The organism is Acinetobacter sp. Lyrl_1 (assembly GCF_051948795.1).
Lineage (GTDB): Bacteria > Pseudomonadota > Gammaproteobacteria > Pseudomonadales > Moraxellaceae > Acinetobacter > Acinetobacter towneri.
In genome coordinates this window covers 17,275-41,934 of sequence record NZ_JAYJLK010000015.1, presented here as the reverse complement: position 1 = coordinate 41,934, position 24,660 = coordinate 17,275, and the positions used below count along the sequence as shown (strand labels likewise).

Annotated in this window: 22 protein-coding genes, 1 other RNA gene and 2 pseudogenes; 19 read left to right on the top strand and 6 right to left on the bottom strand. The window is 40.2% G+C overall.

All coding sequences use genetic code 11. The features are described 5' to 3' along the window. Positions 1-124: 124 nt before the first annotated feature. The 12 genes from rimO (at position 125) to lpxA (ending at position 12,509) form a co-directional block, all read left to right on the top strand. Positions 125-1,468, top strand: a complete 1,344-nt coding sequence (gene rimO, locus VF675_RS06865; protein WP_416665295.1) for a 30S ribosomal protein S12 methylthiotransferase RimO — start codon at positions 125-127, stop codon at positions 1,466-1,468. A gap of 84 nt (positions 1,469-1,552) precedes the next feature. After that, on the top strand, positions 1,553-2,281 hold the full coding sequence (gene pyrH / locus VF675_RS06860; protein ID WP_004976712.1) for a UMP kinase: 729 nt from the start codon (positions 1,553-1,555) through the stop codon (positions 2,279-2,281). 88 nt (positions 2,282-2,369) lie between these two features. Further along, the gene (gene frr / locus VF675_RS06855) at positions 2,370-2,924 is read left to right on the top strand and encodes a ribosome recycling factor (protein ID WP_004976711.1); all 555 of its coding nucleotides are present in this window, start codon (positions 2,370-2,372) and stop codon (positions 2,922-2,924) included. Positions 2,925-2,927: 3 nt separating this feature from the next. Then, positions 2,928-3,680 carry a polyprenyl diphosphate synthase gene (gene uppS, locus VF675_RS06850; protein WP_004976709.1) on the top strand — a complete coding sequence of 251 codons (753 nt, stop codon included), beginning with the start codon at positions 2,928-2,930 and terminating at the stop codon, positions 3,678-3,680. A gap of 3 nt (positions 3,681-3,683) precedes the next feature. Beyond that, positions 3,684-4,508, top strand: coding sequence for a phosphatidate cytidylyltransferase (locus tag VF675_RS06845; RefSeq protein WP_136143951.1), 825 nt, complete (start codon positions 3,684-3,686; stop codon positions 4,506-4,508). Beyond that, positions 4,509-5,705 carry a 1-deoxy-D-xylulose-5-phosphate reductoisomerase gene (gene ispC, locus VF675_RS06840; protein WP_440204985.1) on the top strand — a complete coding sequence of 399 codons (1,197 nt, stop codon included), beginning with the start codon at positions 4,509-4,511 and terminating at the stop codon, positions 5,703-5,705. A gap of 3 nt (positions 5,706-5,708) precedes the next feature. Continuing rightward, entirely contained in the window at positions 5,709-7,064 is a 1,356-nt protein-coding gene (gene rseP / locus VF675_RS06835; RefSeq protein ID WP_096901424.1) for an RIP metalloprotease RseP, read from the top strand. 42 nt (positions 7,065-7,106) lie between these two features. Then, a complete protein-coding gene (gene bamA, locus VF675_RS06830) occupies positions 7,107-9,617 on the top strand; it encodes an outer membrane protein assembly factor BamA (protein ID WP_440204984.1) in 2,511 nt (836 codons plus the stop codon). A gap of 41 nt (positions 9,618-9,658) precedes the next feature. Beyond that, a complete protein-coding gene (locus VF675_RS06825; protein ID WP_104851908.1) occupies positions 9,659-10,159 on the top strand; it encodes an OmpH family outer membrane protein in 501 nt (166 codons plus the stop codon). Between the two features lie 3 nt (positions 10,160-10,162). Further along, a complete protein-coding gene (lpxD, locus tag VF675_RS06820; RefSeq protein ID WP_004976698.1) occupies positions 10,163-11,233 on the top strand; it encodes a UDP-3-O-(3-hydroxymyristoyl)glucosamine N-acyltransferase in 1,071 nt (356 codons plus the stop codon). Between the two features lie 2 nt (positions 11,234-11,235). Continuing rightward, positions 11,236-11,724, top strand: coding sequence for a 3-hydroxyacyl-ACP dehydratase FabZ (fabZ, locus tag VF675_RS06815; protein WP_004976697.1), 489 nt, complete (start codon positions 11,236-11,238; stop codon positions 11,722-11,724). Continuing rightward, positions 11,721-12,509 carry an acyl-ACP--UDP-N-acetylglucosamine O-acyltransferase gene (gene lpxA, locus VF675_RS06810; protein WP_004976696.1) on the top strand — a complete coding sequence of 263 codons (789 nt, stop codon included), beginning with the start codon at positions 11,721-11,723 and terminating at the stop codon, positions 12,507-12,509. The genes fabZ and lpxA overlap by 4 nt, the downstream gene beginning before the upstream one ends. 70 nt (positions 12,510-12,579) lie before the next feature. Here the strand turns inward: lpxA and VF675_RS06805 are convergent. Next, a pseudogene (locus tag VF675_RS06805) lies at positions 12,580-13,426 on the bottom strand (YbgF trimerization domain-containing protein). Positions 13,427-13,774: 348 nt separating this feature from the next. On the opposite strand from VF675_RS06805, the gene ffs reads away from it, so the two are divergent. Beyond that, an RNA gene (gene ffs, locus VF675_RS06800) (signal recognition particle sRNA small type) lies at positions 13,775-13,871 on the top strand. Between the two features lie 66 nt (positions 13,872-13,937). On the opposite strand, the gene VF675_RS06795 is transcribed toward ffs, so the two are convergent. The 4 genes from VF675_RS06795 to VF675_RS06780 form a co-directional block, all read right to left on the bottom strand. Beyond that, a complete protein-coding gene (locus tag VF675_RS06795; protein WP_167845975.1) occupies positions 13,938-14,627 on the bottom strand; it encodes a regulatory protein RecX in 690 nt (229 codons plus the stop codon). A gap of 80 nt (positions 14,628-14,707) precedes the next feature. Continuing rightward, complete coding sequence (recA, locus tag VF675_RS06790; RefSeq protein WP_004976691.1) at positions 14,708-15,754, bottom strand: recombinase RecA; 1,047 nt, start codon at positions 15,752-15,754, stop codon at positions 14,708-14,710. 144 nt (positions 15,755-15,898) lie between these two features. After that, positions 15,899-16,339: an RNA-binding S4 domain-containing protein gene (locus VF675_RS06785; protein ID WP_004976690.1), complete on the bottom strand. Its 441-nt coding sequence runs from the start codon at positions 16,337-16,339 to the stop codon at positions 15,899-15,901. Then, positions 16,332-17,006 carry an HAD-IA family hydrolase gene (locus tag VF675_RS06780; RefSeq protein WP_440204983.1) on the bottom strand — a complete coding sequence of 225 codons (675 nt, stop codon included), beginning with the start codon at positions 17,004-17,006 and terminating at the stop codon, positions 16,332-16,334. The genes VF675_RS06785 and VF675_RS06780 overlap by 8 nt, the downstream gene beginning before the upstream one ends. 285 nt (positions 17,007-17,291) lie before the next feature. Here VF675_RS06780 and VF675_RS06775 point away from each other — a divergent pair, with 285 nt between their 5' ends. The 5 genes and pseudogenes from VF675_RS06775 to VF675_RS06755 all read left to right on the top strand — a co-directional run bounded on the left by VF675_RS06775 (position 17,292) and on the right by VF675_RS06755 (position 23,304). Then, positions 17,292-17,537 carry a hypothetical protein gene (locus tag VF675_RS06775; protein ID WP_004976684.1) on the top strand — a complete coding sequence of 82 codons (246 nt, stop codon included), beginning with the start codon at positions 17,292-17,294 and terminating at the stop codon, positions 17,535-17,537. A gap of 706 nt (positions 17,538-18,243) precedes the next feature. Beyond that, positions 18,244-18,423, top strand: coding sequence for a hypothetical protein (locus tag VF675_RS06770; protein ID WP_004976682.1), 180 nt, complete (start codon positions 18,244-18,246; stop codon positions 18,421-18,423). Between the two features lie 182 nt (positions 18,424-18,605). Continuing rightward, positions 18,606-19,463, top strand: a complete 858-nt coding sequence (locus VF675_RS06765; RefSeq protein ID WP_004976680.1) for a 3'(2'),5'-bisphosphate nucleotidase CysQ family protein — start codon at positions 18,606-18,608, stop codon at positions 19,461-19,463. 57 nt (positions 19,464-19,520) lie between these two features. Next, complete coding sequence (locus tag VF675_RS06760) at positions 19,521-20,255, top strand: histidine phosphatase family protein (RefSeq protein WP_004976677.1); 735 nt, start codon at positions 19,521-19,523, stop codon at positions 20,253-20,255. Positions 20,256-20,604: 349 nt separating this feature from the next. Further along, positions 20,605-23,304 (top strand): annotated as a pseudogene (locus VF675_RS06755) (M66 family metalloprotease). Between the two features lie 196 nt (positions 23,305-23,500). Here the strand turns inward: VF675_RS06755 and rpsT are convergent. Further along, positions 23,501-23,770, bottom strand: a complete 270-nt coding sequence (gene rpsT, locus VF675_RS06750) for a 30S ribosomal protein S20 (protein WP_004976669.1) — start codon at positions 23,768-23,770, stop codon at positions 23,501-23,503. 215 nt (positions 23,771-23,985) lie between these two features. Here rpsT and VF675_RS06745 point away from each other — a divergent pair, with 215 nt between their 5' ends. Continuing rightward, on the top strand, positions 23,986-24,651 hold the full coding sequence (locus VF675_RS06745) for an NAD(P)H-binding protein (RefSeq protein ID WP_131261459.1): 666 nt from the start codon (positions 23,986-23,988) through the stop codon (positions 24,649-24,651). Positions 24,652-24,660 lie beyond the last annotated feature (9 nt).

Below are 24,660 nucleotides of genomic sequence, written 5' to 3'. Positions count from 1 at the left end.
AATAAATAAATCATTCAGCCTGAATGGTTGTATTTTGGTGCATTATGCAAAGAGTCGGCTATTTCTCTATTTTTATGCAAAGAAAAGTCATACAATACGCGCATTCTAGTGGAGTGCAGATTCTATGAAATCCCCCAAAGTCGGTTTTGTTTCTTTAGGTTGTCCTAAGGCATTGGTAGATTCCGAACGAATTTTAACTCAGTTAAAAACTGAAGGTTACGATGTTGCATCTGATTATGATGGTGCAGACTTAGTTGTTGTCAATACATGTGGTTTTATTGAATCTGCAGTACAAGAGTCCTTAGACGCGATTGGCGAAGCAATGAATGCCAATGGCCGTGTGATTGTGACAGGCTGTTTGGGTAAAGATGAAGACAAGATTCGTCAAATGCACCCAAATGTATTAAAAGTCACAGGCGCGGCAGCTTATCAGGAAGTTATGGAAGCGGTGCACCAGTATGTACCTGAGCCACCAAAGCATAATCCATTCATCGATTTGGTTCCTGAACAAGGCATTCGTTTGACGCCTAAACATTATGCCTATCTTAAAATTTCAGAAGGCTGTAACCATCGCTGTACTTTCTGCATCATTCCAAGCATGCGTGGCGATTTAGTTTCGCGTCCTGTGGGTTCGGTATTAGAAGAAGCTGCGGCACTGAAACGTGCAGGCGTAAAAGAAGTATTGGTAATTTCTCAAGATACTTCTGCCTACGGCGTAGATACCAAATACAAATTGGACTTTTGGAACGGTCAGCCTGTTAAAACCAAATTCTATGATATGTGTGAAGCCTTAGGGCAATTGGGTATTTGGGTGCGTTTGCACTATGTCTATCCATATCCGCATGTGGATGCTGTAATTGATTTAATGGCACAAGGCAAAATTTTGCCTTATTTGGATATTCCATTCCAACATGCCAGCCCGAAAGTATTAAAGTTGATGAAGCGACCTGCGCACAGCGAAAACACGTTGGAGCGTTTAAAACTTTGGCGTGAAAAATGCCCTGAGCTGGTGATTCGTTCAACCTTTGTGGTGGGTTTTCCAGGCGAAACAGAAGAAGATTTCCAAATTTTGCTCGACTGGCTAAAAGAAGCGCAATTAGACCGTGTTGGTTGCTTTACTTATTCACCTGTTGAAGGTGCGGCAGCAAACGACTTGCCAGATCATGTGCCAGAAGAAATCAAGCAAGAACGCTATGAGCGTTTTATGCAGGTTCAGCAAGAAATTTCAGCAGCTAAACTGCAAAAACGTATTGGTCAAACCATGACCGTGTTGGTAGATGATTTGGAAGAAGAATTTCCAGTCGCAGTGGCACGTTCTTATGCAGATGCGCCAGAAATTGATGGCAACGTCTTTGTAGAAGATATTGACAAGAGCGTGATTAAAGCAGGTGATTTACTTGAAGTTGAAATTACCGATGCCGATGAATACGACTTATTTGCCAAGCTGATTCAGGTCAAATCTGCATAATGCTTTGCAGATTTGGATTGCTAGCTGTAAGCCATACAAATTGTAAAAAATTAAAGTTTAGAATTTAGAATTGGAGTAATGACAATGTTAGATTCAAAAAAGCCACGTTATGCACGTATCTTGTTGAAACTATCGGGTGAGGCACTTGCGGGTAATAAAGACATGGGGATTGATGCGCAAGTGCTCGATCAAATGTCTTTGGCAATTGCACACTTGGTTGGTTTAGGTGTGCAAGTGGGTATTGTTGTCGGTGGTGGTAACTTATACCGTGGCAGCCAATTACAAAAAGATGGTTTAGTCGGCCGTGTAACAGGCGACCAAATGGGTATGTTGGCAACGGTGATGAACGGTTTAGCCATGCGTGATGCCTTGGTGCGCCGTAACATCAAAACCCGTTTAATGTCTGCATTGCCTATTGGTACAGTGGTTGAGTCTTACTCAAGCCGTGATGCGATTCGTCACCTGACTCAAGGTGAAGTGTGTGTGTTCGTTGCGGGTACAGGCAATCCATTCTTTACCACAGATACAGCAGCATGTTTACGTGGTATCGAAATCGAAGCTAACTTGATCTTAAAAGCGACCAAAGTAGATGGCGTATATAACAAAGATCCAAGCAAATACGAAGATGCGGTGAAATATGACACACTTACATTTGACCAGGTGTTGGATGAAAAATTAGGTGTTATGGATTTAACTGCAATCTGCTTATGCCGCGATCACAATGTGCCGTTGCAAGTTTTTGATATGAATAAAGCAGGTGCATTGCTTTCTGTAGTGATGGGCGAAAAAGAAGGAACTCACGTTACGAACTAATGTACGTGAGCCACAAAGCTCTTTATACTACGGTTTAATTTAACCCTATATTTTGACTCAAATTTTAGAATACAGTAAGGAAGATCTTATGATTAACGATCTTAAAAAAGACAGCGAAGAACGTATGAGCAAGACTTTAGAGTCTTTAGAACATGGTTTTGCCAAAGTACGTACAGGTCGTGCACATCCATCAATTTTAAATGGTGTGATGGTTTCTTACTACGGTTCCGATGTGCCACTTAACCAAGTAGCCAACATTGGTGTAGAAGATTCACGTACCTTATTGGTTCAGCCATTTGAGCGTTCAATGGTGTCTGCAATTGATAAAGCAATTCGTGAGTCAGATTTGGGTCTAAACCCAATCACAGCCGATGCAATTCGTGTACCGCTTGCAGCATTGACTGAAGAAACTCGTCGTGACATGCAAAAAGTTGCGCGTTCTGAAGCAGAAAATGCCAAAGTTGCTATTCGTAACATCCGCCGTGATGTATTGGGCGACATCAAAGCATTATTGAAAGAAAAAGAAATTTCTGAAGATGATGAGCGCCGTGCAGCAGATGACATCCAAAAAATCACAGACAAATACGTTGCAGAAGTAGACAAGCGTCTTGCTGCAAAAGAAGCTGAGTTGATGAAGGTCTAATCAATGACCACATCGGAAGACAGCGCGTCTTTGCCAAAACATGTTGCCATCATTATGGATGGCAACAATCGTTTTGCAAAAAAAAATCAAATGCAAAAAGGGGAAGGACATCGCTCTGGTAAAGATGTACTTGACCCGATTGTTGAACATTGTAGAAAAAAACACATTCAAGCTTTAACCGTTTTTGCTTTTTCGAGTGAAAACTGGAATCGTCCGCAGTTTGAAGTGGATTTACTCATGCAATTGCTGGAAACCACAATTCATGAGCAATTACCACGCATGGAAAAATTCAATATTGCCTTACGTTTTATTGGTGACCGTTCACGTTTGTCGCCGCATTTGCGTGAGTTAATGTTGCATGCCGAACAAAGGACTGCTAATTTCAACAGCATGACACTCACAATTGCCATTAGTTATGGTGGTATGTGGGATATGGCACAAGCTGCAAAACAAATTGCTGCAGATGTTGTGGCGCATAAAATTGATATTGAACAAATAGATACACAACTTTTTGGTCAATATGTCAGTCTGGCAGACCTACCACCTGTCGATCTGTTGATTCGTACAGGTGGCGATTTTAGATTGTCCAACTTTTTACTTTGGCAAGCTGCGTATGCTGAATTGTATTTTACCCAAACCTTGTGGCCTGAATTTAGCATAGAAGAATTTGACGATGCACTGGCAGTATTTGGTGGTCGCGAACGTCGTTTTGGTAAAACTTCTGAGCAAATTCAACAAGAGAAAATTGAGAATTAATACATGTTAGAGCGGATTATTACCGCATTGGTATTGGTTGCTGTGGTGTTGAGTTGTATGTTTGCAACTCAGTCGCACTATCCAATGTTTATGCTGATGATTGTTGCAGCAGGGGTTGCGGGCTATGAGTGGTTCAAACTCATGCCAAGAAAAACTAAATATGTCCTCAAACCTGTGGCTTGGGGCTTTGGTGTATTGACTGCCGCTTTGGCAGCAATGGCACTTTATTTTAGTGATATTGCCTTGTTACTTTGGGCAGCTTCCATTTTGACATGGTTACTCAGTATTTATTGGGTCAAGTCTTATCCAGAATACGATGCATGGTATAATCCAAGCTTAAGTTTTATTGGTTTTATTCTAATTTCTGCTGCGGTCACTGCAATTTTTTCCGTATGGAATAGTTCGCCGTGGTGGTTAATGTACTTGTTCTTGTTGGTTTGGGGTGCAGACTCAGGTGCTTATTTTGTTGGGCGTAAACTGGGCAAGAAAAAACTTGCACCGAATGTCAGTCCAAACAAATCAGTAGAAGGCTTATATGGCGGTGTTTTTACTGCCATGCTAATCGTGATTGTTGTTGAAGTGGTGTATTTAGACCTGACTTTGGCACAACATATTTTATTCCTGATTCTTTCGGTGATTACGGTATTTAGCTCGGTATTGGGCGATTTATTTGAATCCATGATCAAACGCCGTGCAGGTATTAAAGACTCTGGGCGCGTCTTGCCAGGTCATGGTGGTGTGCTAGATCGGATTGATTCTTTGCTTGCAGCAGCTCCAATTTTTGCTGCGGGTATGTATGTTTTAAAACTTATTGGCGTAGATTTATAAATGTCACAAGCTGTTTGTATCTTGGGTGTGACAGGTTCAATTGGACAAAGCACCCTAAAAGTATTGCAACAACATCCAGAGCAGTATTCAGTTTTTGCCGTGACGGCGCACAGCCGAATTCAAGAACTGGTTCAAATATGCAAACAGTACCATCCTAAAATTGTGGTTGTACCTGCGTCAAAAGTTGATGAGTTACAGCAATCACTTGCACAGCAACATATTTCTGAAATTGAAATTCTAAGCGATGAAGCGGGTTTAATCGCAGTTGCCGAACATCCTGAAGTGGATGTGGTGATGGCAGCCATTGTCGGTGCGGCAGGTTTATTACCTACACTGGCTGCGGTTAAAGCGGGTAAGCGCGTGTTATTGGCCAATAAAGAAGCCTTGGTGATGTCGGGCGACATCATGATGCAGGCGGCACGTGAACATGGTGCTTTGTTATTGCCTGTAGATTCTGAACATAACGCGATTTTTCAATGTTTGCCTCAACATTATTTACAAACCGAAAGAAATGGACAACCTCAGCTAGGTGTATCACAAATTTTACTGACTGCTTCGGGCGGCCCATTTTTAAATCATAGCCTAGAAGAACTGCAACACGTTACCCCTGCACAAGCCTGCAAACATCCAAATTGGTCTATGGGACAAAAAATTTCGGTAGATTCTGCAACCTTAATGAACAAAGGTTTGGAATTAATCGAAGCGTGTCATCTTTTTGCAATTTCAGAACACTTTGTTACAGTTGTGGTTCATCCACAGAGTATTATTCATTCCATGGTTCAATATGTGGATGGTTCAACTTTGGCACAAATGGGTAATCCTGATATGTGTACGCCAATTGCGCATGCTTTGGCATGGCCGCAGCGTATCCAAACGCATGTTCCGCCTTTAGATTTGTTTGTCAATCATCAGCTTGATTTTCAAGCACCCGATACCACACGTTTTCCTGCGTTAAGTCTGGCACGTCAAGCCATGCAAGAAGGTGGTCTGGCGCCTGCTATTTTAAATGCAGCAAATGAAATTGCAGTTGCAGCATTCTTGCAGCAAAAAATTCGTTTTACTGAAATTGCGACAGTGGTTGAGCATACCTTGAACCAAATACAAAATTCAGCCGCAGAAAGCATTGAACTGATTTTGCAGGCAGACCAAAATGCTCGTGCTATTGCACAGTATTTTGTGTTGAATAAAGGAAGCTAAAGCATGAGTGCCTTATTTATTGTGGTTGCAGCGATTCTTTTGCTAGGACCTTTAATTGCAATTCATGAGTTTGGGCACTACTTTGTTGCACGTAAATTAGGTGTCAAAGTTTTGGTGTATTCCATAGGCTTTGGGCCAACCATTTTAAAATGGACGTCTAAAAAATCGGGGATTCAATATCAGCTTTCGGCACTGCCTTTGGGTGGCTATGTCAAAATGCTTGATGAACGCGAAGAAAACGTTGCAGAAGCAGACCTACCTTATGCCTTTAATCGTCAGCATCCGTGGAAACGTATTGCGATTGTGGCAGCAGGTCCGTTAATCAACCTGATTTTTGCCATATTATTGTTCTGGCTATTATTTTTACCCTCTCAAGAACAGTTGAATACCCGTGTGGGTAAGGTACTGGCAGATACACCTGCGGCGGCAGCGCAAATGCAAGTAGGTGATAAGATTACCGCCATTGATGGTACGCCTGTGACGACATGGGAAAAGCTGAACTTTGCCTTGGTAGATCGTGTAGGTGAAACAGGCAAGATCCAGGTACAGGCGGAACGCGCAGGTGAAATCAAAACATTTAGCTTACCCATTCAAAATTTCTTAAATGATCAATCCCAATCACCTTTAGATATCTTGGGTTTTACACCGTATCGCCCACAAATTCCTGCAATTGTCAGTAAGTTAAGTGAAGATGGTGCGGCCATTCGTCAAGGTATGCAAGTCGGCGATCAAATTATTGCGATTGATGGCGTCAAAATGAATGACTGGTACGATGTGGTACAAGTTGTTCAAGCATCGCCAGAAAAATTACTGAAAGTAGATGTGCTGCGTAACAATCAAGTACAGCAACTGGAAGTGATGCCGCAAGGCAAACGTGACAATATGGGCAATGTTTCGGGTGTATTGGGTGTGCAAAGTGATCCTGGAAAAATTGTCATTCCAGAAGATTTTAAGCAAACCATTCAATACAGCCCGAGTGAAGCTTTATTTATGGCGGTAGATAAAACAGGTCAGCTGTCTAGCATGATTCTGAATTCTATTGTCAAAATGGTACGTGGTTTAATTGGTTTAGATAACTTATCAGGCCCAATTACTATTGCCAAAGTCGCAGGGCAAAGTGCGGAAATGGGGTGGCAAACTTTTATTTCCTTTATGGCACTTATGAGCGTAAGCTTAGGAATTCTAAATTTATTGCCAATTCCAATGTTGGATGGCGGGCATTTAGTTTATTATTTTATCGAGCTGATTCGTGGAAAACCTGTTTCTGAACAAATACAATTAGTTGGTTTAAAAATTGGTATGGTACTGCTTGGAAGTATGATGCTCCTTGCATTATTTAATGACATTATGCGTTTATAACAACGTAGATACGAAATAAATTTAACACTGGAAAAGACTGGCATGCAGCACACACATTTATTTATGCCCTTGGCACTGGTTAGTGCAATGGCGGCAACACAACAAGTATATGCAGCAGATGAATTTATTGCGCGAGATATAAAAATAGATGGTCTTGTTCGTTTAACGCCAGCCAATGTCTATGGAATGATTCCAGTGAATAGTGGTGATCGTGTCAATGAAGCAGTGTTGGCCAATGCGATTCGTTCACTCTATGCCACAGGTTTGTTTGATGACATTCAGGCCAGTCGTGAAGCCGACACTTTAGTGTTTAAAGTGGTTGAGCGCCCAATCATTTCTAAGGTTGAATTTAAAGGCAATAAACTGATTCCAAAAGAAGCGTTGGAAGATGGTTTAAAGAAAATGGGTGTGGCTGAAGGTGAAGTACTGAAAAAGTCAGCACTACAAACTTTAGAATCTGAGCTTGAACAGCAGTATATGCAGCAAGGTCGTTATGATGCAGATGTACGCGTCATTACCACAGCACGCCCAAATAACCGTGTAGATTTAACCGTAGAATTTGTTGAAGGCAAAGCCGCCAAAGTGGTAGATATCAACATCATTGGCAATACGGTATTTAAAGATAGCGATATTAAGCAGGCGTTTGCTGTTAAAGAAAGTAGCTGGAGTTCGATTGTTACCCGTAATGACCGTTATGCACGCGAAAAAATGGCAGCAAGCTTGGAAGCATTACGTGCGTTATATCTGAATAAAGGTTATATCAACTTCAATATCACTAACTCTAGCTTGAATTTGAGCGAAGACAAAAAGCATATTTTTGTTGAAGTTTCGGTGGATGAAGGTGAGCAATTCAAGTTTGGCGAAAGCAAGTTCTTGGGCGATGCTTTATACAAACCAGAAGAACTTACGGCACTGCAAATTTATAAAGATGGTGAAACCTATTCACAAGAAAAAGTGAATGCGGTGAAACAATTGTTGCTGCGTAAATATGGTAATGCAGGCTATTACTATGCAGAAGTGAATATTGTGCCGCAAATTGACAAAGAAACTAAACTGGTCGATTTAAACTACTACATTAATCCAGGTCAGCAAGTTACAGTGCGTCGTATTAACTTCGCAGGTAACAGTAAAACTGCCGATGAAGTGCTACGTCGTGAAATGCGTCAAATGGAAGGCGCATTGGCAAGCAATGAAAAAATTGACTTGTCTAAAGTTCGTTTAGAACGTACAGGTTTCTTTAAAACCGTCGATGTTAAGCCAGTACGTATTCCTAATGTGCCAGACCAAATTGACTTAAATGTTAATGTAGAAGAACAGCACTCAGGTACCAGTACTTTAGCGGTAGGTTTCTCGCAAAGCGGTGGTGTGACGTTCCAAGCTGGTTTAAGCCAAACTAACTTCTTAGGTACGGGTAATTCGGTTTCGATTGATTTATCACGTTCTGAAACACAAGATTACTATAACCTGAGTGTGACTGATCCATACTTCACGATTGATGGTGTGCGTCGTGGTTACAACATGTACTACCGTAAAACCAAGTTAGATGATAACTATAACGTTAACAACTATGTGACTGACAGTTTAGGTGGTGGAATTAACTTCGGTTACCCAATTGATGAAAACCAAAGCATTAGTGCAGGTTTAAACATTGATCAGACCGAAGTAACCACAGGTCCTTATGTTTCAACTTATGTCGCAGACTATTTAGAGCGCCATGGGGGTAAAGAAACCAAAAGTGACGAATATTGTCCAGATGATTTAGTCCCTATTAAAGATGCAAATGGTGATGTAGTAGGGTATGAGCCTTGTGCAAATCCAATTCCTTACGGCAAAGAATTTAAAGGTGATTTCCTTACGTATAACCTAAATTTAGGTTGGTCATACAACACTTTAAATCGTCCGATTTTCCCAACCAATGGTATGTCGCATCGTGTTAATGCTGAAATTGCTTTACCCGGTAGTGATGTGGAATTCCAAAAAGTGACCTATGATGCACAGGCTTATATGCCATTAGGTCATGATTTTGTCTTACGTGGCTACGGTAAGTTAGGTTTTGGTAATGACTTACCGTTCTATAAGAACTTCTATGCAGGTGGTTATGGTTCAGTACGTGGTTATGACAACAGCACCTTAGGCCCGAAATATCCAGGTGTTTATTTCTCTGATACAAGTCAAACGGATCGCTCACCTGAAGAAGTTGGTGGTAATGCTCTAGTACAGTTCGGTACAGAATTGGCTCTACCAGTGCCATTTAAAGGAGATTGGACGCGTCAAGTCCGTCCAGTAATTTTTGCAGAAGGCGCACAAGTTTTTGATACTCAGTGTAATGTTTCTGATTCAAATATTTTTGTGAATGGTGCTTCTGTGAATGCCAAGCAATATTGTAAAGACAACTACGGCTTTGACTTCGGTGAAATGCGTTATAGCGTGGGTGTAGGCTTTACTTGGATCACCATGATTGGTCCATTGTCACTCAGCTATGCGTATCCGTTGAATGATAAACAAGGCGATGATACTAAAAATATTCAATTCGAAATTGGTCGTACTTTCTAAGTACGACTCGTGTTGGATTGTTTAAACACAGGATGTAGCATATGAAAAAAACAATATTGAGTTTGGCATTGTTGGGTTTATCTACAATGGCAGCAGTAGCACATGCTGCAGGCTATGGTGTAGTAAGTTTAGAGCGTGTTGTAGAAAATAGCAGTTATCTCAAACAGCAAAATTTAGCTTTGCAGCAGTCGGTCAAACCACAAACCACTAAGCTTGAACAGCTGACAAAAGAGTTGGAAGCCATGCAGCAGCGAGCGCAGCAGGCTACGAATTTGTCAGATACTGAAAAGCAAAAAATGAATACACAGTTTCAAGCGAAATTGAAAGAATTTAATGGTTTGCAACAAGTGGTACAAACCCGTGTTCAGTCAGAATTGCACAAAATTAACGATGGTTTTGAAACTCGTTTAAAGCAAGTTGCTGAACAATTGCGTAAAGAAAATGGTTTAGATGTAGTTTTGAATAAAAACTCGGCACTTGCCTATGACCCGAAGTATGATTTAACTGATAAAATGATCCAAAAGGTCAACGCACTTAAATAATCAATGAGTTCCCAACATTATCGCTTAGAAGAAATTGCTGGTTTAGTTCAAGGTCAATACATTGGACAAGCCGATTTACGTTTGCAAGGTTTGGCAAGCCTTGAGTCTGCTCAGGCGCATCAACTTGCATTCGTGAATGGCGATAAATATTTAGCGCAAGCACGTAGCTCCCAAGCGGGAGCTTTAATTGTGACCGCTTCACTACAAGCCGAGTTAGACAATCATCACAACTTTATTGTGGTCGATAATCCATATTTGGCTTTTGCAATTTTGACTCATGTATTTGAGCGCAAGCATACGCAACGTGGTATAGAAAGCACAGCTCAAATCCATCCATCAGCCATCATCGCCGATAGTGCCTATATTGGTCATTACGTCGTAATTGGTGAAAATTGTGTGGTGGGTGACAATACGATTGTGCAATCGCACTGTAAAATTGATGACTTTGTCGAAATTGGTCAACAGTGTTTTATTGATTCACACGTGACTTTGACAGGTGCAGCCAAGCTTGGACATCGTGTGCGCATACACGCCAATACTGTAATTGGCAGTGAAGGCTTTGGCTTTGCACCTTATCAAGGCAAATGGCATCGTATTGCACAGTTGGGTTCGGTGATTATTGGCAATGACGTTCGTATTGGCTCGAATTGCAGCGTAGATCGCGGTGCACTAAATGATACAATTTTGGAAGATGGTGTCATTATTGATAACCTTGTGCAAATCGCACATAACGTCAAATTAGGTGCTCATACGGCCATTGCAGCAAAAACTGCCGTGGCTGGAAGTGTGACAATTGGCAAAAACTGTATCATTGGTGGTGGAAGTGCAATTTCAGGGCACTTAAATATTGCTGATAATGTGACTTTGACAGGAATGTCAATGGTCACAAATAATATTTCTGAATCAGGAAAATATTCGTCAGGTATAGGCTTGTTTGAAAATCAAAAGTGGAAACGTACTGTTGTGCGCCTCAGACAATTAGCAGATGTGCCATTGACCCAATTGGTGAAAAGACTTGATGATATGCAATCTCAAATTGAGTCCCTTGAATCAACTTTTAAATTGCGTAAATAATTATGATGACTGAGTCGAATTCTAGCACCTTCACTAAACCTGAATTGCCAATGCACATTCAAACCATTCGTGAATATTTACCCCATCGCTATCCGTTTTTATTGGTAGACCGCATTGTAGAAGTCACTGATAACGGTATCGTGGGTTATAAAAACGTATCTATCAATGAAGAATTCTTGCAAGGACACTTCCCGAATTATCCGATCATGCCGGGTGTTTTAATCGTTGAAGCTATGGCACAAGTGTCGGGTATTTTAGGTTTTATCATGAATAATGAGAAACCGAGCGCAGGTTCTTTGTTCCTTTTTGCAGGCGCAGAAAAAGTTCGATTTAAAAAACAAGTCGTTGCAGGCGATCAACTTGTATTAAAATCTGAATTAGTTATGCAAAAACGAGGCATTTACAAATATAATTGTATCGCCACCGTTGATGGCGTCGTCGCAGCAACCGCGGAAATTATGGTTTCGCATCAGAAAACAGAGCAAGCATGAGCAATAACCCACTCATTCACCCAACCGCTATTATTGACTCATCTGCAGTAATCGCTTCAGATGTCACGATTGGTCCATACTGTATTATTGGCCCAAATGTAACGATTGGTGAGGGTACAAAACTTCATTCGCATGTGGTGATTGGTGGTTACACCCGTATTGGTCAGCACAATGAAATTTTCCAGTTCGCCAGCGTAGGTGAGGTCTGTCAGGACTTAAAATATGCAGGTGAGGAAACTTGGCTAGAAATTGGTGATCACAACAAAATTCGTGAACACTGCAGTTTGCATCGTGGTACGGTGCAAGACAATAGCCTGACCAAAATTGGTAGTCACAACTTACTTATGGTCAATACGCATATCGCACATGACTGTATGGTGGGTGATCACAATATTTTTGCCAATAACGTGGGTGTGGCAGGTCATGTGCATGTTGGGGATTATGTGGTTGTCGGTGGAAACTCTGGTATTCACCAATTCTGTAAAATTGACTCTTATAGCATGATTGGTGGTGCATCGCTCATTCTTAAAGATGTGCCTGCGTATGTCATGGTTTCTGGTAATCCTGCACATGCATTTGCAATGAATGTGGAAGGAATGCGTCGTAAAGGCTGGTCGAAGGATGTGATTCAAGGTCTTCGTGAAGCCTTTAAACTCATTTACAAATCTGGATTAACCACTGAGCAAGCCATTCAGCAAATTCGCATTGATATTTTGCCAAATGTGGCAGAAGCGCAGCGTTTAATTGATTCTTTAGAGCAATCTGAACGTGGTATTGTGCGTTAAGCTTTGAGTTTGTCGAATGCGGCAAGCTTCAGAATATTAAAAGACATCCTCGGATGTCTTTTTTATTGGCTTATTTAAAGAATCTTGCTTCTTCAGACTTTGGGTATTGGCTCAGAATTTTACTTTTGTATTGCGCTGCCAAAGCAGGTTTGTGATCTACATCTTGCGCAATACTATATAAACGATATAGGGCACTTGATGCTTTTGCAGATTGAGGGTACTTGGTTGCCACAATTTCAAAATTCTTTTTGGCTTCGCTGTAATTGGTCGGTTCAATCGCTAAATTAAACTCAGCTAACCAAAAATAAGCATTGCTGATATACACACTGTTTGGGTGGTTTTTAATAAAGTTTTGCATGGGTGCAATGGCTTTTTTAGCACCACCTTGTTTATAGGCATCCAATGCAACAGTATAGGCTGCTTTTTCTAGCTCAATATTGGTATTTAAACCTTGAGCTGTTGGGCTAACATGCGTTGTATTTTGCGCAGATTGCGGGGCATTGCTATTTAACTGGTTGTTGCTGGTGACTGGGTGCAGTATCTTTTTGGTTATCCTCCTCAGCGGCAGGAGCAGATTCAGGGTCTATTTTTTGTTGGAGCAGTTCTAGACGTTGATCTAAATCGGTATAGCGATTTTGCAATTCATGTTTGAGCTGCGCAATTTCATTGTCTTGTTCTTCAATTTTGCCACGTAACTGGCGGATGTCATTTTCAAGTTGCTGATTTTTTTGCATCAACTGCCAATTGATATTGGTGGGTACATTAGCAGTTGCCATATTACTCGTTGCAATCGCAGGGCTATTGGCATAGCCAGCACTGCTTTGGCTGAGGTTGTGGCTTTCAATTGGAATATTGGCAAATACAGACGTTGAGCACAGTAGGGCAAGAGCACAAAGTGCATGCTTTTTTAGCATAATTGAATATCCATCTTAATCTTGTATAAGTGAGTCCTTGTAAGCGTATTGGACTCAACCTGTTGATTTAGTCATTTTCCACATTTAAAACGTCCGCGCGTGGAATTGCAATAAGCTTTTACAAACTTATCATCAATCTCAGCGCAATATGGGTAAATCTAGGATTTAAATCTCAAAATAATTTTATGATGGTTTAGTTAGACTAAGTTTTGAATTTTAAGTGAGGTTATTCTATAAATGTCTTCAATTGTTTTTAAAATAATCAATTGGATAGCATTATAAAAGGAAATACAGAACAACGCTTGCAAGTTTGTTAAAAATCTCTATACTCTGTTTTTGCAATGGTAGCCCTGCTGGTTACTTCGCAATTGTACTCTACGAACCCCGTCAGGACCGGAAGGTAGCAGCGGTAGTGGAACTATGATGTGCCGAAGGCTTGCTGGTAGGGTTGCCACCAGTTTTGAAATAATAATTTTATTTATCTTCTACTTATTTTGATCTTATATCCACTATTTTAAAAATCCTGCTCTTTCCTACGAATTGCTTTCATAATCGCATCCATATCAAAGCCCCGATACTGTAAAAAACGAATTTGTTTGGCTTTAAGTTTTGGCTCGTTTGCGACTTCTGTGCCGAATTTTTTCACTTTCAGTTGATAGGCTTGTTCTGTCCAATCAGTTTCTTTAAGTTCTTCTGAAATTAAACTGCTATCCACTTTTTTGTTTTTAAGAGCCATTTTAATACGATTTGGCCCTTTACCTTGCCGCTTTTGGCTAGCCAGTAACATTTCTGCTAGGCGTTGATCACTCTGATAATTTTCACGTGCCAATTCATTGACTAACTCAATCACTTCATCACGGTTTTCTGCATATAAAGCCAGTTTTTCAATTAAGTCATTTTTAGAATATTCTTTACGCGTTAAGACAGCAAAGGCGTAGCTGCGTAGACGAGAACCTGTTAGTCCTGGGCGTTTGTTTTGCTGTTCGTCTTGGTCTTCATTGTGATTGTGTTCTTGATCATCAATGGCTTCCGTATGAGCAGGGTATTGTTTATTAATGTTAGGCGCAGAATTTGAGGCAAAATGCAGGGCAGACGTTGTTTCGGAATATATCTGCTCAGTTCGGCTACATGATTGCTCATCTTCGCCAAATTGTTGTTTTAGCGCAGCGTAATCAATCAGTTTGGGGAATTTGTCTTCAGGCATGGTAATGCTTCCATATACAATAAAACGCTCCGTAGAGCGTTCTATTTAATTCAGTTTGTTGTGTTCATATTAGCGTATGCTTAAACATCAAGTAAGTCGAATTCTTCTTCGTCTTTATCTTCTACAGGTGCTGCTTGACCTGTCGTGAGCAGTTGTTCACGAATAATCGCTTCGATGCCTTTAGCAAGCTCTGGATGTTCTTCAAGGTGGCGAATGGTGTTGTTTTTACCTTGACCAATTTTATCGCCTTGATAAGAATACCAAGCACCTGCTTTTTGCACGATATTTTGTTGAACAGCCAAATCGACCAGCTCGCCCAAATGGTTAACGCCTTTACCGTAAAGAATCTGGAACAATGCTTCTTTAAATGGAGGCGCCATTTTGTTTTTCACAACTTTGACTTTGGTTTCAGAACCAATAATCTCGTCGCCTTCTTTCACCTGACCTACACGGCGAATATCTAAACGAACAGAAGCATAGAACTTCAATGCGTTACCGCCAGTTGTGGTTTCTGGGCTACCAAACATTACACCAATTTTCATACGAATTTGGTTAATGAAGATCACCATACAGTTCGAACGTTTGGCATTACCTGTGATTTTACGCAAGGCTTGGCTCATTAAGCGCGCTTGTAAGCCCATGTGTGAATCACCCATTTCACCCTCAATCTCGGCGCGAGGGGTTAAGGCAGCCACGGAGTCGACCACAATCATGTCGATTGCGCCAGAGCGTACCAACATATCGGCAATTTCAAGAGCTTGTTCACCGTTGTCTGGTTGCGATACTAAAAGATTGTCAATATCTACACCAAGTTTACGTGCATATTGAGGATCAAGCGCGTGTTCGGCATCAATAAAGGCACAAGTTCCACCAGCTTTTTGACATTCTGCAATGGCTTGCAAGGTCATAGTCGTTTTACCTGATGATTCAGGGCCGTAAATTTCAATGATACGACCTTTAGGTAAGCCACCAATACCCAATGCAATATCTAGGGTCAATGAGCCTGTAGATACGGCTTCTACCGCTTGCACAGTGTTGTCACCAAGACGCATGACTGTGTTCTTACCAAATTGTTTTTCAATCTGGCTTAACGCAGCGTTTAACGCCTTGCTTTTATTCTCATCCATCTTACAACCTCAATACGATGTCACGAAACAATATACTCAAGTGGATGCATTTACTTAAATCTTTTCCACATGCAATATAGTGACAGAATTTGTCCTGTAGTTCTATTTATATCACGGGCTGTGCGACAGCCTGTGACGCTCTATTTAATCATCATTATATGACCAAAATTGGTCAAATTGCTGATCATTCTCTTGTTTAAATTTGCTGATGTCACGACGGTCTTTTTTACTTGGTCGATGATCAGGTCGTGCTAGATTATGCAACTTTCTTTGGGTCGCAATCAATTCCCTGCGTGCAATACTCACTTCAGTTTCTTCATAAAGTTGCTGAGCGACAGGGGCAGGGCCGCGTACGCCGGATAATGCCTTGACCAATACGGTTTTCTTATCAAAACCTTGTTGAATGGTCAGCTCAGTTCCCACACGAATTTCTTTGGAAACTTTAACGCGCTCGCCATTGTGATGTACTTTGCCGCCTTCAATGGCAGCTTTTGCAATAGAGCGGGTCTTGAAAAAACGTGCAGCCCATAGCCATTTATCAATTCGGATCGTTTCAATGGCTTCGTGGGACGAAGTTTTAGGCATATTTTTGAGTGTCCTCAAATTGTTCTAAGATAGGAATTAAATCAGTTAATTGGTGCAACATAGGGTAATTACAAGTCTGACGCGCAGGTTTTGCTGAGGATGGCTGGGCAATACTATATAAGTGTCCAATCCCAAAGGCTTTAGCACCATTAAGCACCTTTTCGGTGTCATCTATAAAATAGCAATCTTCAGGATTAAATGCATGTTGTTGTTGCAATGTTTGCCAAAATTCAACGCGCTCTTTGGCATAACCAATACTTTCAGAACTAACAATCACTTCAAAATACTTTGCTAAACCTGTATGTGCTAATTTAAAGTCTAAACCTGCACAATCGGCATTGGTGGTGAGCCAAATGTGATAGCCATTATTTTTTAAATATTCCAGTAATTCAATAGCTTGTGGACGCAGCATGACTTGATCTTTATATTCAAGTTGCATCGCAAGCATATCTACACCCACTTTAGCCGTCCAAAAACGTGAGGAATACCACTCTAAGGTGTGGCTATGCGCTTGATAAAAATCGTATAAAATTTCTTTGCTGCGCTCTAAAGAACAGGCGTGTAATTCTGCATAGCGAATAGGCAGTTGTTCATTCCAAATAAAATCATCATAAGCGAGATCTAACAGCGTTCCGTCCATGTCAAACATGATGATATTTTTGTGCATTTAGACATCCTAAACCATAAAGCAATTGCCAAAAGGCAAATAAAACTGGCTCATTTAAACATGCTTGAGGCATAACTCAAAATGCTGTCTGATTATTCGCCAAATTGTGCTAGGCTAAATAAATAAGCACTGTACATGCGTTGCATATAAATTAGGTGAGATGGGGCAGTTGTAAAAAGTAACTGTAGCGTTCACAAAAACAATTTTTTTGACATATTTCTGTATTTGTTTGTCTGTACAAGCATAGAAATTGAATGGTAAATTTTTTAAATTAGGGAGCTAGTAATGGCTGAACAACAGTATTTAGATTTAAAACACTTAGATAAACAACTCGATGAGTTTGAGAAAAAGAAGAAAAAAATTAAGAAAATGCGTATCGGCTATAAATTATTTGCGCATTTAATGGGCGATGAAAAATTCGCCCATCATGTTTCAGAGTCGGCATTAAACCCAGATAAACGTAGTTATCGTAAAGTCAAAATTAAAATCACCTCAGATGAGGGAGAGTTAACTTTTCTAGAAAAGGATTGATTAATTTTTTGATTTAAAATTCTAGTGATTTTGATTATGTATACAAATTTGTGTACCTTTAAATCTGGCCCGATTGATGCAGATCGGGCTTTTTTATACCTTAATTCGGCTTTGTTGCATAAATATGTAAGCATCTGATTTAAATAAATTTAATTTTGGATCAAAAAATAATCAAAACTTTTAAAATCATATAGTTATGAAATCTTTGTGCAACAAAGCCCCTTAATTCTATGAATGGTTCAACCTGAATTAGAATCCTTTTATAAGTCGAAATTTGATCATAAATGATCAGTAAAATTAGTATTGAAAGTCCCTTCTTTTACGCCATGTATTGCTCAGGATGAGGAATATATTCCGCAAGTGGATGAGGGGATTCTTATAAAAAACCTCTCCCTGAGGAGCATGCTCCGCAAGTCTCCTAAAAGGAAAGGGAATTTCCTTTGCAGTGATTCAAAAATGATTTAAGAAAGAATCTTTTTAAATAAAATGCATCAAGTTGTCATAATCTGCACTTAAGCTATTCAGCAAACTCAGTGAAATGTAATAGGTCGTGTTTAGTCTATTTCAGTATAAGTTCTGTGTATAAATGTGGCAAGGTGCGCTCAAATGTTACGCTTTAACTATCAAAAGAGGCATGAATATGACAGAACGATACCTGAGAATATTGACAATTTTTCATGATTAAATAAATTTAAAAGGAATTGTGATGTCTATTTTAGGAATTGCCATTACCACTATTTTGGGTTTATTGGGTATTGCTGCAATTATTATTGGTTTTTTTGGTGGTGAAACTTATTTGGTGATTGTGGGTATTTTATTATTGGTTAGTGGTGCACTCACTTTATCGATGTTTAAAAAAAGATTATCCAATCCATTTAAAGATTAATTAACTAAGCACTCAATAAATAAAAAACTCAAGTAAAAATGAATTGCCTTGACACATAAAGTCTTGATTTAGCATATCTAGCCACTAAATTTTATCTACGCATCAGCCGTAAATTTTATTACAATGTTTTTATGAAAGTAATGAAAAATTAGACCTTTAGATACAGTCTAAAAAGGATAGTTATGTTTATAAAAACAACAGCGCCAACGCATACTTTAATTTTACAGTTGCTGCCAATCATGCAGCAGGCGTGTGAAATTTTAAATCAGGAATTTCAAGATTATTGTTCAGGTGCTGCTTTTGATGTAGAAAAGAAAACCGATGATTCTCCTGTTACGCAAGCCGATTATCGAGTCAATTATTATTTAATGCAGGCTTTGGCAAAAATCTCCAATTTACCTATCTTGTCAGAAGAAGGTGAGCAAGACCAACGTCAGCAATGGCAGGAGTTTTGGTTGCTTGATCCTTTAGATGGCACGAAAGAGTTTTTACATCAACGTCCTGAATTTACCATTAATTTAAGTTTAATTTGTGGTGTGCAAACAACTTTTGCAGTACTTGCAGTACCAGGCGAGCAAACTATTTATTTTTGTCCTGAACAGGGTATGCCATTGAAATATCATATTTTAACTCAGCAATGGTATCTCTATCAGTCTGAACCCACGGTAACATCTTCAGTTCTAAAAATTGGATTAAGCCACAGTAGTCAAAAAAAATCACACTATGCAGACTATTTAAAAAGCTTGGCGCAGTTGACCAATTTTGAAGAACTAAAAGCAGGTAGTGCTTATAAATTCTGCATGATTTTGGAAGATCGTGTCGATATTTACCCACGTTTTCATCCGACTTCTGAGTGGGACACCAGTGCAGGACAATGTTTATTGGAACGAATAGGTGGTGGATTGGTCGATTTTCAGGGGCGGGCATTTTTATATAATCAGCGCGATACATTGTTAAATGGTGGTTTTATCGCCTATAAAAATACGCAGATGAAACAGATTGCCTTACAAGCACTTGGACTTATGGCGAAGTCAGATTGAGCAAAGTGCTGAACATGGTATAGTGTCAAGCAACCAAGTTAAAATTTTGGCTAGATCATGGCATTAGAACTACTCCCTGCAAGTATGCTTAAAGCAATTGATTTATTGCCTGATGCTCAGACGCCTGTGACTTTGTTTACCCGTCATTCTATTCGTGAAATTGTCGTTGGTCAGGGTTTGGCTGGCTATAATTTACAATTGACCGAACAAGGTCGCGATTTAGCCGAAGCATGGGGAGGCTACTTGGTTGGAAATACAGATCGGGTGATTCAACACTGTATTTCAAGTCCTATTCAGCGTTGTGTCGATACGGCTGCTTTAATGATTCGTGGGGCAGATGGCATTACCCTCGAACCCAATACCCATCACATTGAAATTATAGAACAAGGTTTATTGGTGGAACCAGGAAGCTTTGTACTTGATATCAAACAGGCAGGCCCATATTTTCAGAAACAGGGTGCTTTAGGCTTTATTAATAGTTTTGTGAATAATGCCTTGCCCGGCATGAAACATCCGATTCATGGTGTCGTGGATGTCCTTGAGCTGATTTATAACACCCATCCAACCAACCAATACGGACTGAGTTTGGCTGTGAGTCATGATACGATTTTAGCTGCAATTATCGCGGTGATTTCTGGACGTAATGAAGTCACGCAAGCCGATTGGCCAGACATGATGGAAGGTTTATTCGTTTGGTTTGAAGGTGATGAGTTTTTAGAATCCAAGCTAAAATGGATTTGGCGCGGTCAGATTCACACTTTAGATATCTCGCAATTTCGTCAGAAAGTTTAAGCAGAACATTGAACGCATATTCTAGTGCTATCCATTCAGTACGATAGAATACCGTCTGTCAGAAATTAAAAAAAATAATTCAAATTTTATTCTCTTTTTTTTCTTCATTTTATGCAGTTGTGAGCGCAAACTCGATCAAATATTGTCTATCAATCTGTATGCTGCTTTAAAAATTCGCTGATTTTTATAAAGAAAAATTAATAAAATTGTGTTGAAAATATAAAGCGATATGAAACTTGAGAATTGCATAATTTTATACATCTATTTAATATAAAAATACAAGCCATTGAAAAATATGTGTTTATTTTTATATTTTTTGTCATAAATTGACATTGGGGTGGAATAAATAATGAAAAGTGTGACTCGGTTTTCGCTTAGTCTATTAAGCGTATGTATATTATCATCCATGCTTGCTGCATGTGGTGGTGGTGGCGATGGGGATGCCGCTGGGAATTCAAATCAAGAAAATCCAATACCACCGGAAAATCCTCAGCAACCACCTGTGGGCAATGTGGCTAATCCTTATCCTGAACCTAAACAAGATGTCATCAATCAATCGGTACTCGGGTTTTATGATTACAACGCTAATTCTGAATCACGTGAAGTGCGTAATGATTTAGATGGTGATTTTCAGGCAATGATTCAATTTGCTCAAGGGCATGTGGTTGACCCGAATGGTAACGAGGTGAAAAAAATGCCACGTCTAACCGCAGAAAAAGAAGCATTATTATTGGTTACGCCAAATCAAGGCATGGACAATATCGACACTTTACAGCTTGAAGTGTATCAAAATGAGCGCTTGTTACGTCGTGTTGCTTTACTTGATCCAACCCAGATTCCTGCTTCAGACCAGAGCAATCAAGATGGTCGTGCCGAGGTACTGTATAGTAAGCGTGCGTGGTCGGCTAAATTAAATTGGGATGAAGTACGTCCCGGTTTAAAGCTGCGTTTGGTTGATTCTAAAAACCGTAGTGGTGCACTTGACGCAGAAAAAATTGATTTTGCAGCACCGGGTGAATTGGTACTCAACAATATTCGTATTGGTTTATTGACTGCGCCGCCGAAGTCTGGCGGGCATTATATGTTATTAGAGCCTGAAAAAGCGGGTACCGATTATTTCCAAACCATTCCTGCGGCGCAAATGACTGTGGCTAAATACGACGACATTCAGCTAGATCGGGTGATGGTCGCTAACGGTACGATTTATGATACCCAAAGTACGGGTGAAGGTGGTGTCTATTCGGGGGACATGCGGGAAAATACTGCAAAATCGACCTTTAGTGTAGGAATTAACTTGGCCAACTGGGGGGTGACCAGTGCCTCGATGTTGAGTCATCAACAGCCACAACTTACACAAACTGTAATTGCCCATCATGCACGAGGTAAATATACAAATGGTGATCAAACGCATGGTTTAAGTGGCGGTAATGGTATGTTGACCCTGTATGATTCTGTGGGCAACGAGTTTAGCCATGAAATTGGACATCATTATGGTCTTGGGCATTATCCGGGTTCACAAGGTGAAAATATGTTCTGGGCTGCACACCATGCAGACAGCGGTTAGGGCTATATTGCGTATCGTAATAAAATGCGTGGCAACTTGGCGTGGCATACTCGAAACTTGGGTGATGGCAAAAATGGTGTGCCTAACTTCCTGAAACAATATGCTTATGGTTGGGATGCGATGTCAGGTGGTGCAACCAACAGTAGCATTTCGCGTTATACCCATTACACGGGTTACAGTACCCATATTCGGATTCAACCCCACTTTGGGGCGCGACATGTTTGGGATGAAAGCTCACCAAGTGGTTATAAAATTTGGAATAAAGACACACGCCAAATGGAAGTGGTTTATCCAAAAGTACCAAGCTCCAATCAGGTTTGGTACAACAGTGCCGATGGATATTATTTAAAACCGCGCTTATTTGGTGTGCCTGTAATTACTATTATTGGCGGATATGATCCTGAAACTCAGCAAGGTGTGTTGTATCCTGCTGCACGCAGTAACTGGGGTAATGTTTATAATTTACCTGTGGCAAATCGTGCTGCTGAAAATGCCGCATGTTGGTTAGATGTTCAATATGCCAATCGTAATCAGAACGTGGCATTGGCACCTAACCGTATGACCAGCAATGCCAATAAACTGCATGTCAATTTAGCACTTGCTGAGCAGCCAAAACAGGTGAATTTATACTGTAAAAAAGCCAATCATGCCGAGAAGTTATTATCGACACTGAATATTCCGCAATATAGCGATAGTATTCAACCTGCGGTAAAAATTGGTCGTACACATGGCTATGAAGCTTTAAGAAAAGTTGAAATGCCTGCTTTTCAGAAGCAGTTGGAAGCGCAAGCCAGTCAAGCTGTGGTGGCTTTAAAACCTGCTGCACAACTATTGTATGATTCTTATGCAGATTATCGTCAAGAGCTAAGTGCAACTGCACAGCAACAATTACAGCGTTATGAACAACAGCAAAATACGATTTATCGTTTAAACCGCTGGATGAATGTTTATCGTGCCGATTTAGAAAAGACTAAGCCTGAAGCGGAAACAGCATTGCACAATTTTGTGGAGCGATTGGGTTTAGGCAATGAAAATATTGTGGCTGAAGCAACACTAATGAAAAACAGAAATAACTGTTTGAAAGTTGAAACTTTGGCGAGTGGTCAGAAAAATGCTTACATTAGTGGAGCAAGTGGCTGTACAGGCGATGCAACTGAGCAGTGGATTTATGATGGTTTGGGGCGTATTCACAGCAAAGCAGAAATGGATCAGTGCTTAACTAACAACGGCAATGTGGTCTCACTTGCAAGCTGCAGTACATCTAAAGACAGTCAGGTCTGGGAAATGCACACAGCTTCGGGAACGATTCGTCAGGGGAGTCAGTGTTTTGATTTAGAGCATGGCTACCTAAAAGAAAACCGCGCGCGTTTAATTCGTTATGGTTGCACAGGTGGTGCGAATCAGCAATGGACGCAATTAAAGGCTAATAACAGTTTGCAACTGGCTTATTTAAGTCCACAAAATTTACGACTGATGCTGAAATAATTCTTCGTCTGAATTATTCATCTTCATTAATTTAAAACACCTTTTGACCGGTTCAGGAGGTGTTTTTTATTTTATGGTGGCAGGTGTATTTGAAGTGATGTAATTGGCGTGCAGAAACTAAAGATTGCTTAATTTGATAAATTATCGAAACAGCAGGCACAAAAAAAGCCCTTAACGGGCTTCTTTTGTTTAACACTTAGTTAGAAGCTAAAGCTTTAACTTGAGCGTTTAAACGGCTCTTATGACGAGCTGCTTTGTTCTTATGGATGATGCCTTTATCAGCCATACGGTCAATTACTGGAACAGCTTTTTTGTAAGCTTCAGTAGCAACCGCATAATCACCTGCAGCAATAGCAGCGATTGTGCGTTTTAAATAAGTACGAACCATAGAACGTAAGCTTGCGTTGTGTTTACGTGCTTTAACGTTTTGACGAGCACGTTTTCTAGCTTGAGCAGAGTTTGCCACTCGTGCACTCCTTGAAATAGATTGGTCTGGGCGGGCTGCAATTACTTCCGAAAACCAACATCAGAAGAATTATCACCAGCCCGTAAACAAGTGCCATATTTTGATGAAACTAGACAGTTAAGTCAAGTCTTGACATGCTTTGACAACATTTTAGCTGCAGAAAAATCAGAAAGAAACAGGTAGATTAGCTTTAAGCCTCAGAGATTGTTTAAAAAATGACAAATTCTATTCAAAATGCAATTGTAATTGGTGCGAATGGTTTAGTTGGGCAGCAATTGGTCAAACAGCTTAATCAGCTGCCTGAATGTAAAAATATCACCGTTGTTTTGCGTAGACCTTGCTCGGAATTAAATCGCTTAGAAAAAGTCCAGACGTTACTCCTCGAAGACTTTTTATTGCTCAATGATGAAGATGTGAGCGGTTATAGTCATGCATTCAGTTGTTTAGGCACAACCTTAAAAAAGGCAGGCTCAAAGCAGGGATTTTATGCTGTGGACTATACCATCAATGCACATTTTGCCGAATTATTGCAGGCGAAGGGTACGCATTACATATTGGTCAGTGCTTTGGGAGCAGAAGCCAAATCAGCCGTATTTTATAATCGTGTCAAAGGTGAGCTAGAACAATATATTGAAAGTTTGGATTTAGACAAAGTATCAATTTTGCGTCCATCTTTATTATTGGGTGAGCGCAACGAACAACGGCGTTTAGAAGATTTAGGACAAAAGCTGTATCTTAAAATATCACGATTTATTCCCGATCATTTTACATATAAGCCAGTAAGTGCTACGCAAGTGGCTCATACTATGGTCGAGGCAGCGCAATCGCAAATTCATAAATTTCAAATTTATGATAATTTACAAATACAAAAAACCAAGTAAAAGGGGAAC

What these genes read in the sequence shown, in the direction of transcription:
- rimO (WP_416665295.1), top strand. Translation starts at nt 125, where the DNA reads ATGAAATCCCCCAAAGTCGGTTTTGTTTCTTTAGGTTGTCCTAAGGCA.
- pyrH (WP_004976712.1), top strand. Translation starts at nt 1,553, where the DNA reads ATGTTAGATTCAAAAAAGCCACGTTATGCACGTATCTTGTTGAAACTA.
- frr (WP_004976711.1), top strand. Translation starts at nt 2,370, where the DNA reads ATGATTAACGATCTTAAAAAAGACAGCGAAGAACGTATGAGCAAGACT.
- uppS (WP_004976709.1), top strand. Translation starts at nt 2,928, where the DNA reads ATGACCACATCGGAAGACAGCGCGTCTTTGCCAAAACATGTTGCCATC.
- VF675_RS06845 (WP_136143951.1), top strand. Translation starts at nt 3,684, where the DNA reads ATGTTAGAGCGGATTATTACCGCATTGGTATTGGTTGCTGTGGTGTTG.
- ispC (WP_440204985.1), top strand. Translation starts at nt 4,509, where the DNA reads ATGTCACAAGCTGTTTGTATCTTGGGTGTGACAGGTTCAATTGGACAA.
- rseP (WP_096901424.1), top strand. Translation starts at nt 5,709, where the DNA reads ATGAGTGCCTTATTTATTGTGGTTGCAGCGATTCTTTTGCTAGGACCT.
- bamA (WP_440204984.1), top strand. Translation starts at nt 7,107, where the DNA reads ATGCAGCACACACATTTATTTATGCCCTTGGCACTGGTTAGTGCAATG.
- VF675_RS06825 (WP_104851908.1), top strand. Translation starts at nt 9,659, where the DNA reads ATGAAAAAAACAATATTGAGTTTGGCATTGTTGGGTTTATCTACAATG.
- lpxD (WP_004976698.1), top strand. Translation starts at nt 10,163, where the DNA reads ATGAGTTCCCAACATTATCGCTTAGAAGAAATTGCTGGTTTAGTTCAA.
- fabZ (WP_004976697.1), top strand. Translation starts at nt 11,236, where the DNA reads ATGATGACTGAGTCGAATTCTAGCACCTTCACTAAACCTGAATTGCCA.
- lpxA (WP_004976696.1), top strand. Translation starts at nt 11,721, where the DNA reads ATGAGCAATAACCCACTCATTCACCCAACCGCTATTATTGACTCATCT.
- VF675_RS06795 (WP_167845975.1), bottom strand. Translation starts at nt 14,627, where the DNA reads ATGCCTGAAGACAAATTCCCCAAACTGATTGATTACGCTGCGCTAAAA.
- recA (WP_004976691.1), bottom strand. Translation starts at nt 15,754, where the DNA reads ATGGATGAGAATAAAAGCAAGGCGTTAAACGCTGCGTTAAGCCAGATT.
- VF675_RS06785 (WP_004976690.1), bottom strand. Translation starts at nt 16,339, where the DNA reads ATGCCTAAAACTTCGTCCCACGAAGCCATTGAAACGATCCGAATTGAT.
- VF675_RS06780 (WP_440204983.1), bottom strand. Translation starts at nt 17,006, where the DNA reads ATGCACAAAAATATCATCATGTTTGACATGGACGGAACGCTGTTAGAT.
- VF675_RS06775 (WP_004976684.1), top strand. Translation starts at nt 17,292, where the DNA reads ATGGCTGAACAACAGTATTTAGATTTAAAACACTTAGATAAACAACTC.
- VF675_RS06770 (WP_004976682.1), top strand. Translation starts at nt 18,244, where the DNA reads ATGTCTATTTTAGGAATTGCCATTACCACTATTTTGGGTTTATTGGGT.
- VF675_RS06765 (WP_004976680.1), top strand. Translation starts at nt 18,606, where the DNA reads ATGTTTATAAAAACAACAGCGCCAACGCATACTTTAATTTTACAGTTG.
- VF675_RS06760 (WP_004976677.1), top strand. Translation starts at nt 19,521, where the DNA reads ATGGCATTAGAACTACTCCCTGCAAGTATGCTTAAAGCAATTGATTTA.
- VF675_RS06745 (WP_131261459.1), top strand. Translation starts at nt 23,986, where the DNA reads ATGACAAATTCTATTCAAAATGCAATTGTAATTGGTGCGAATGGTTTA.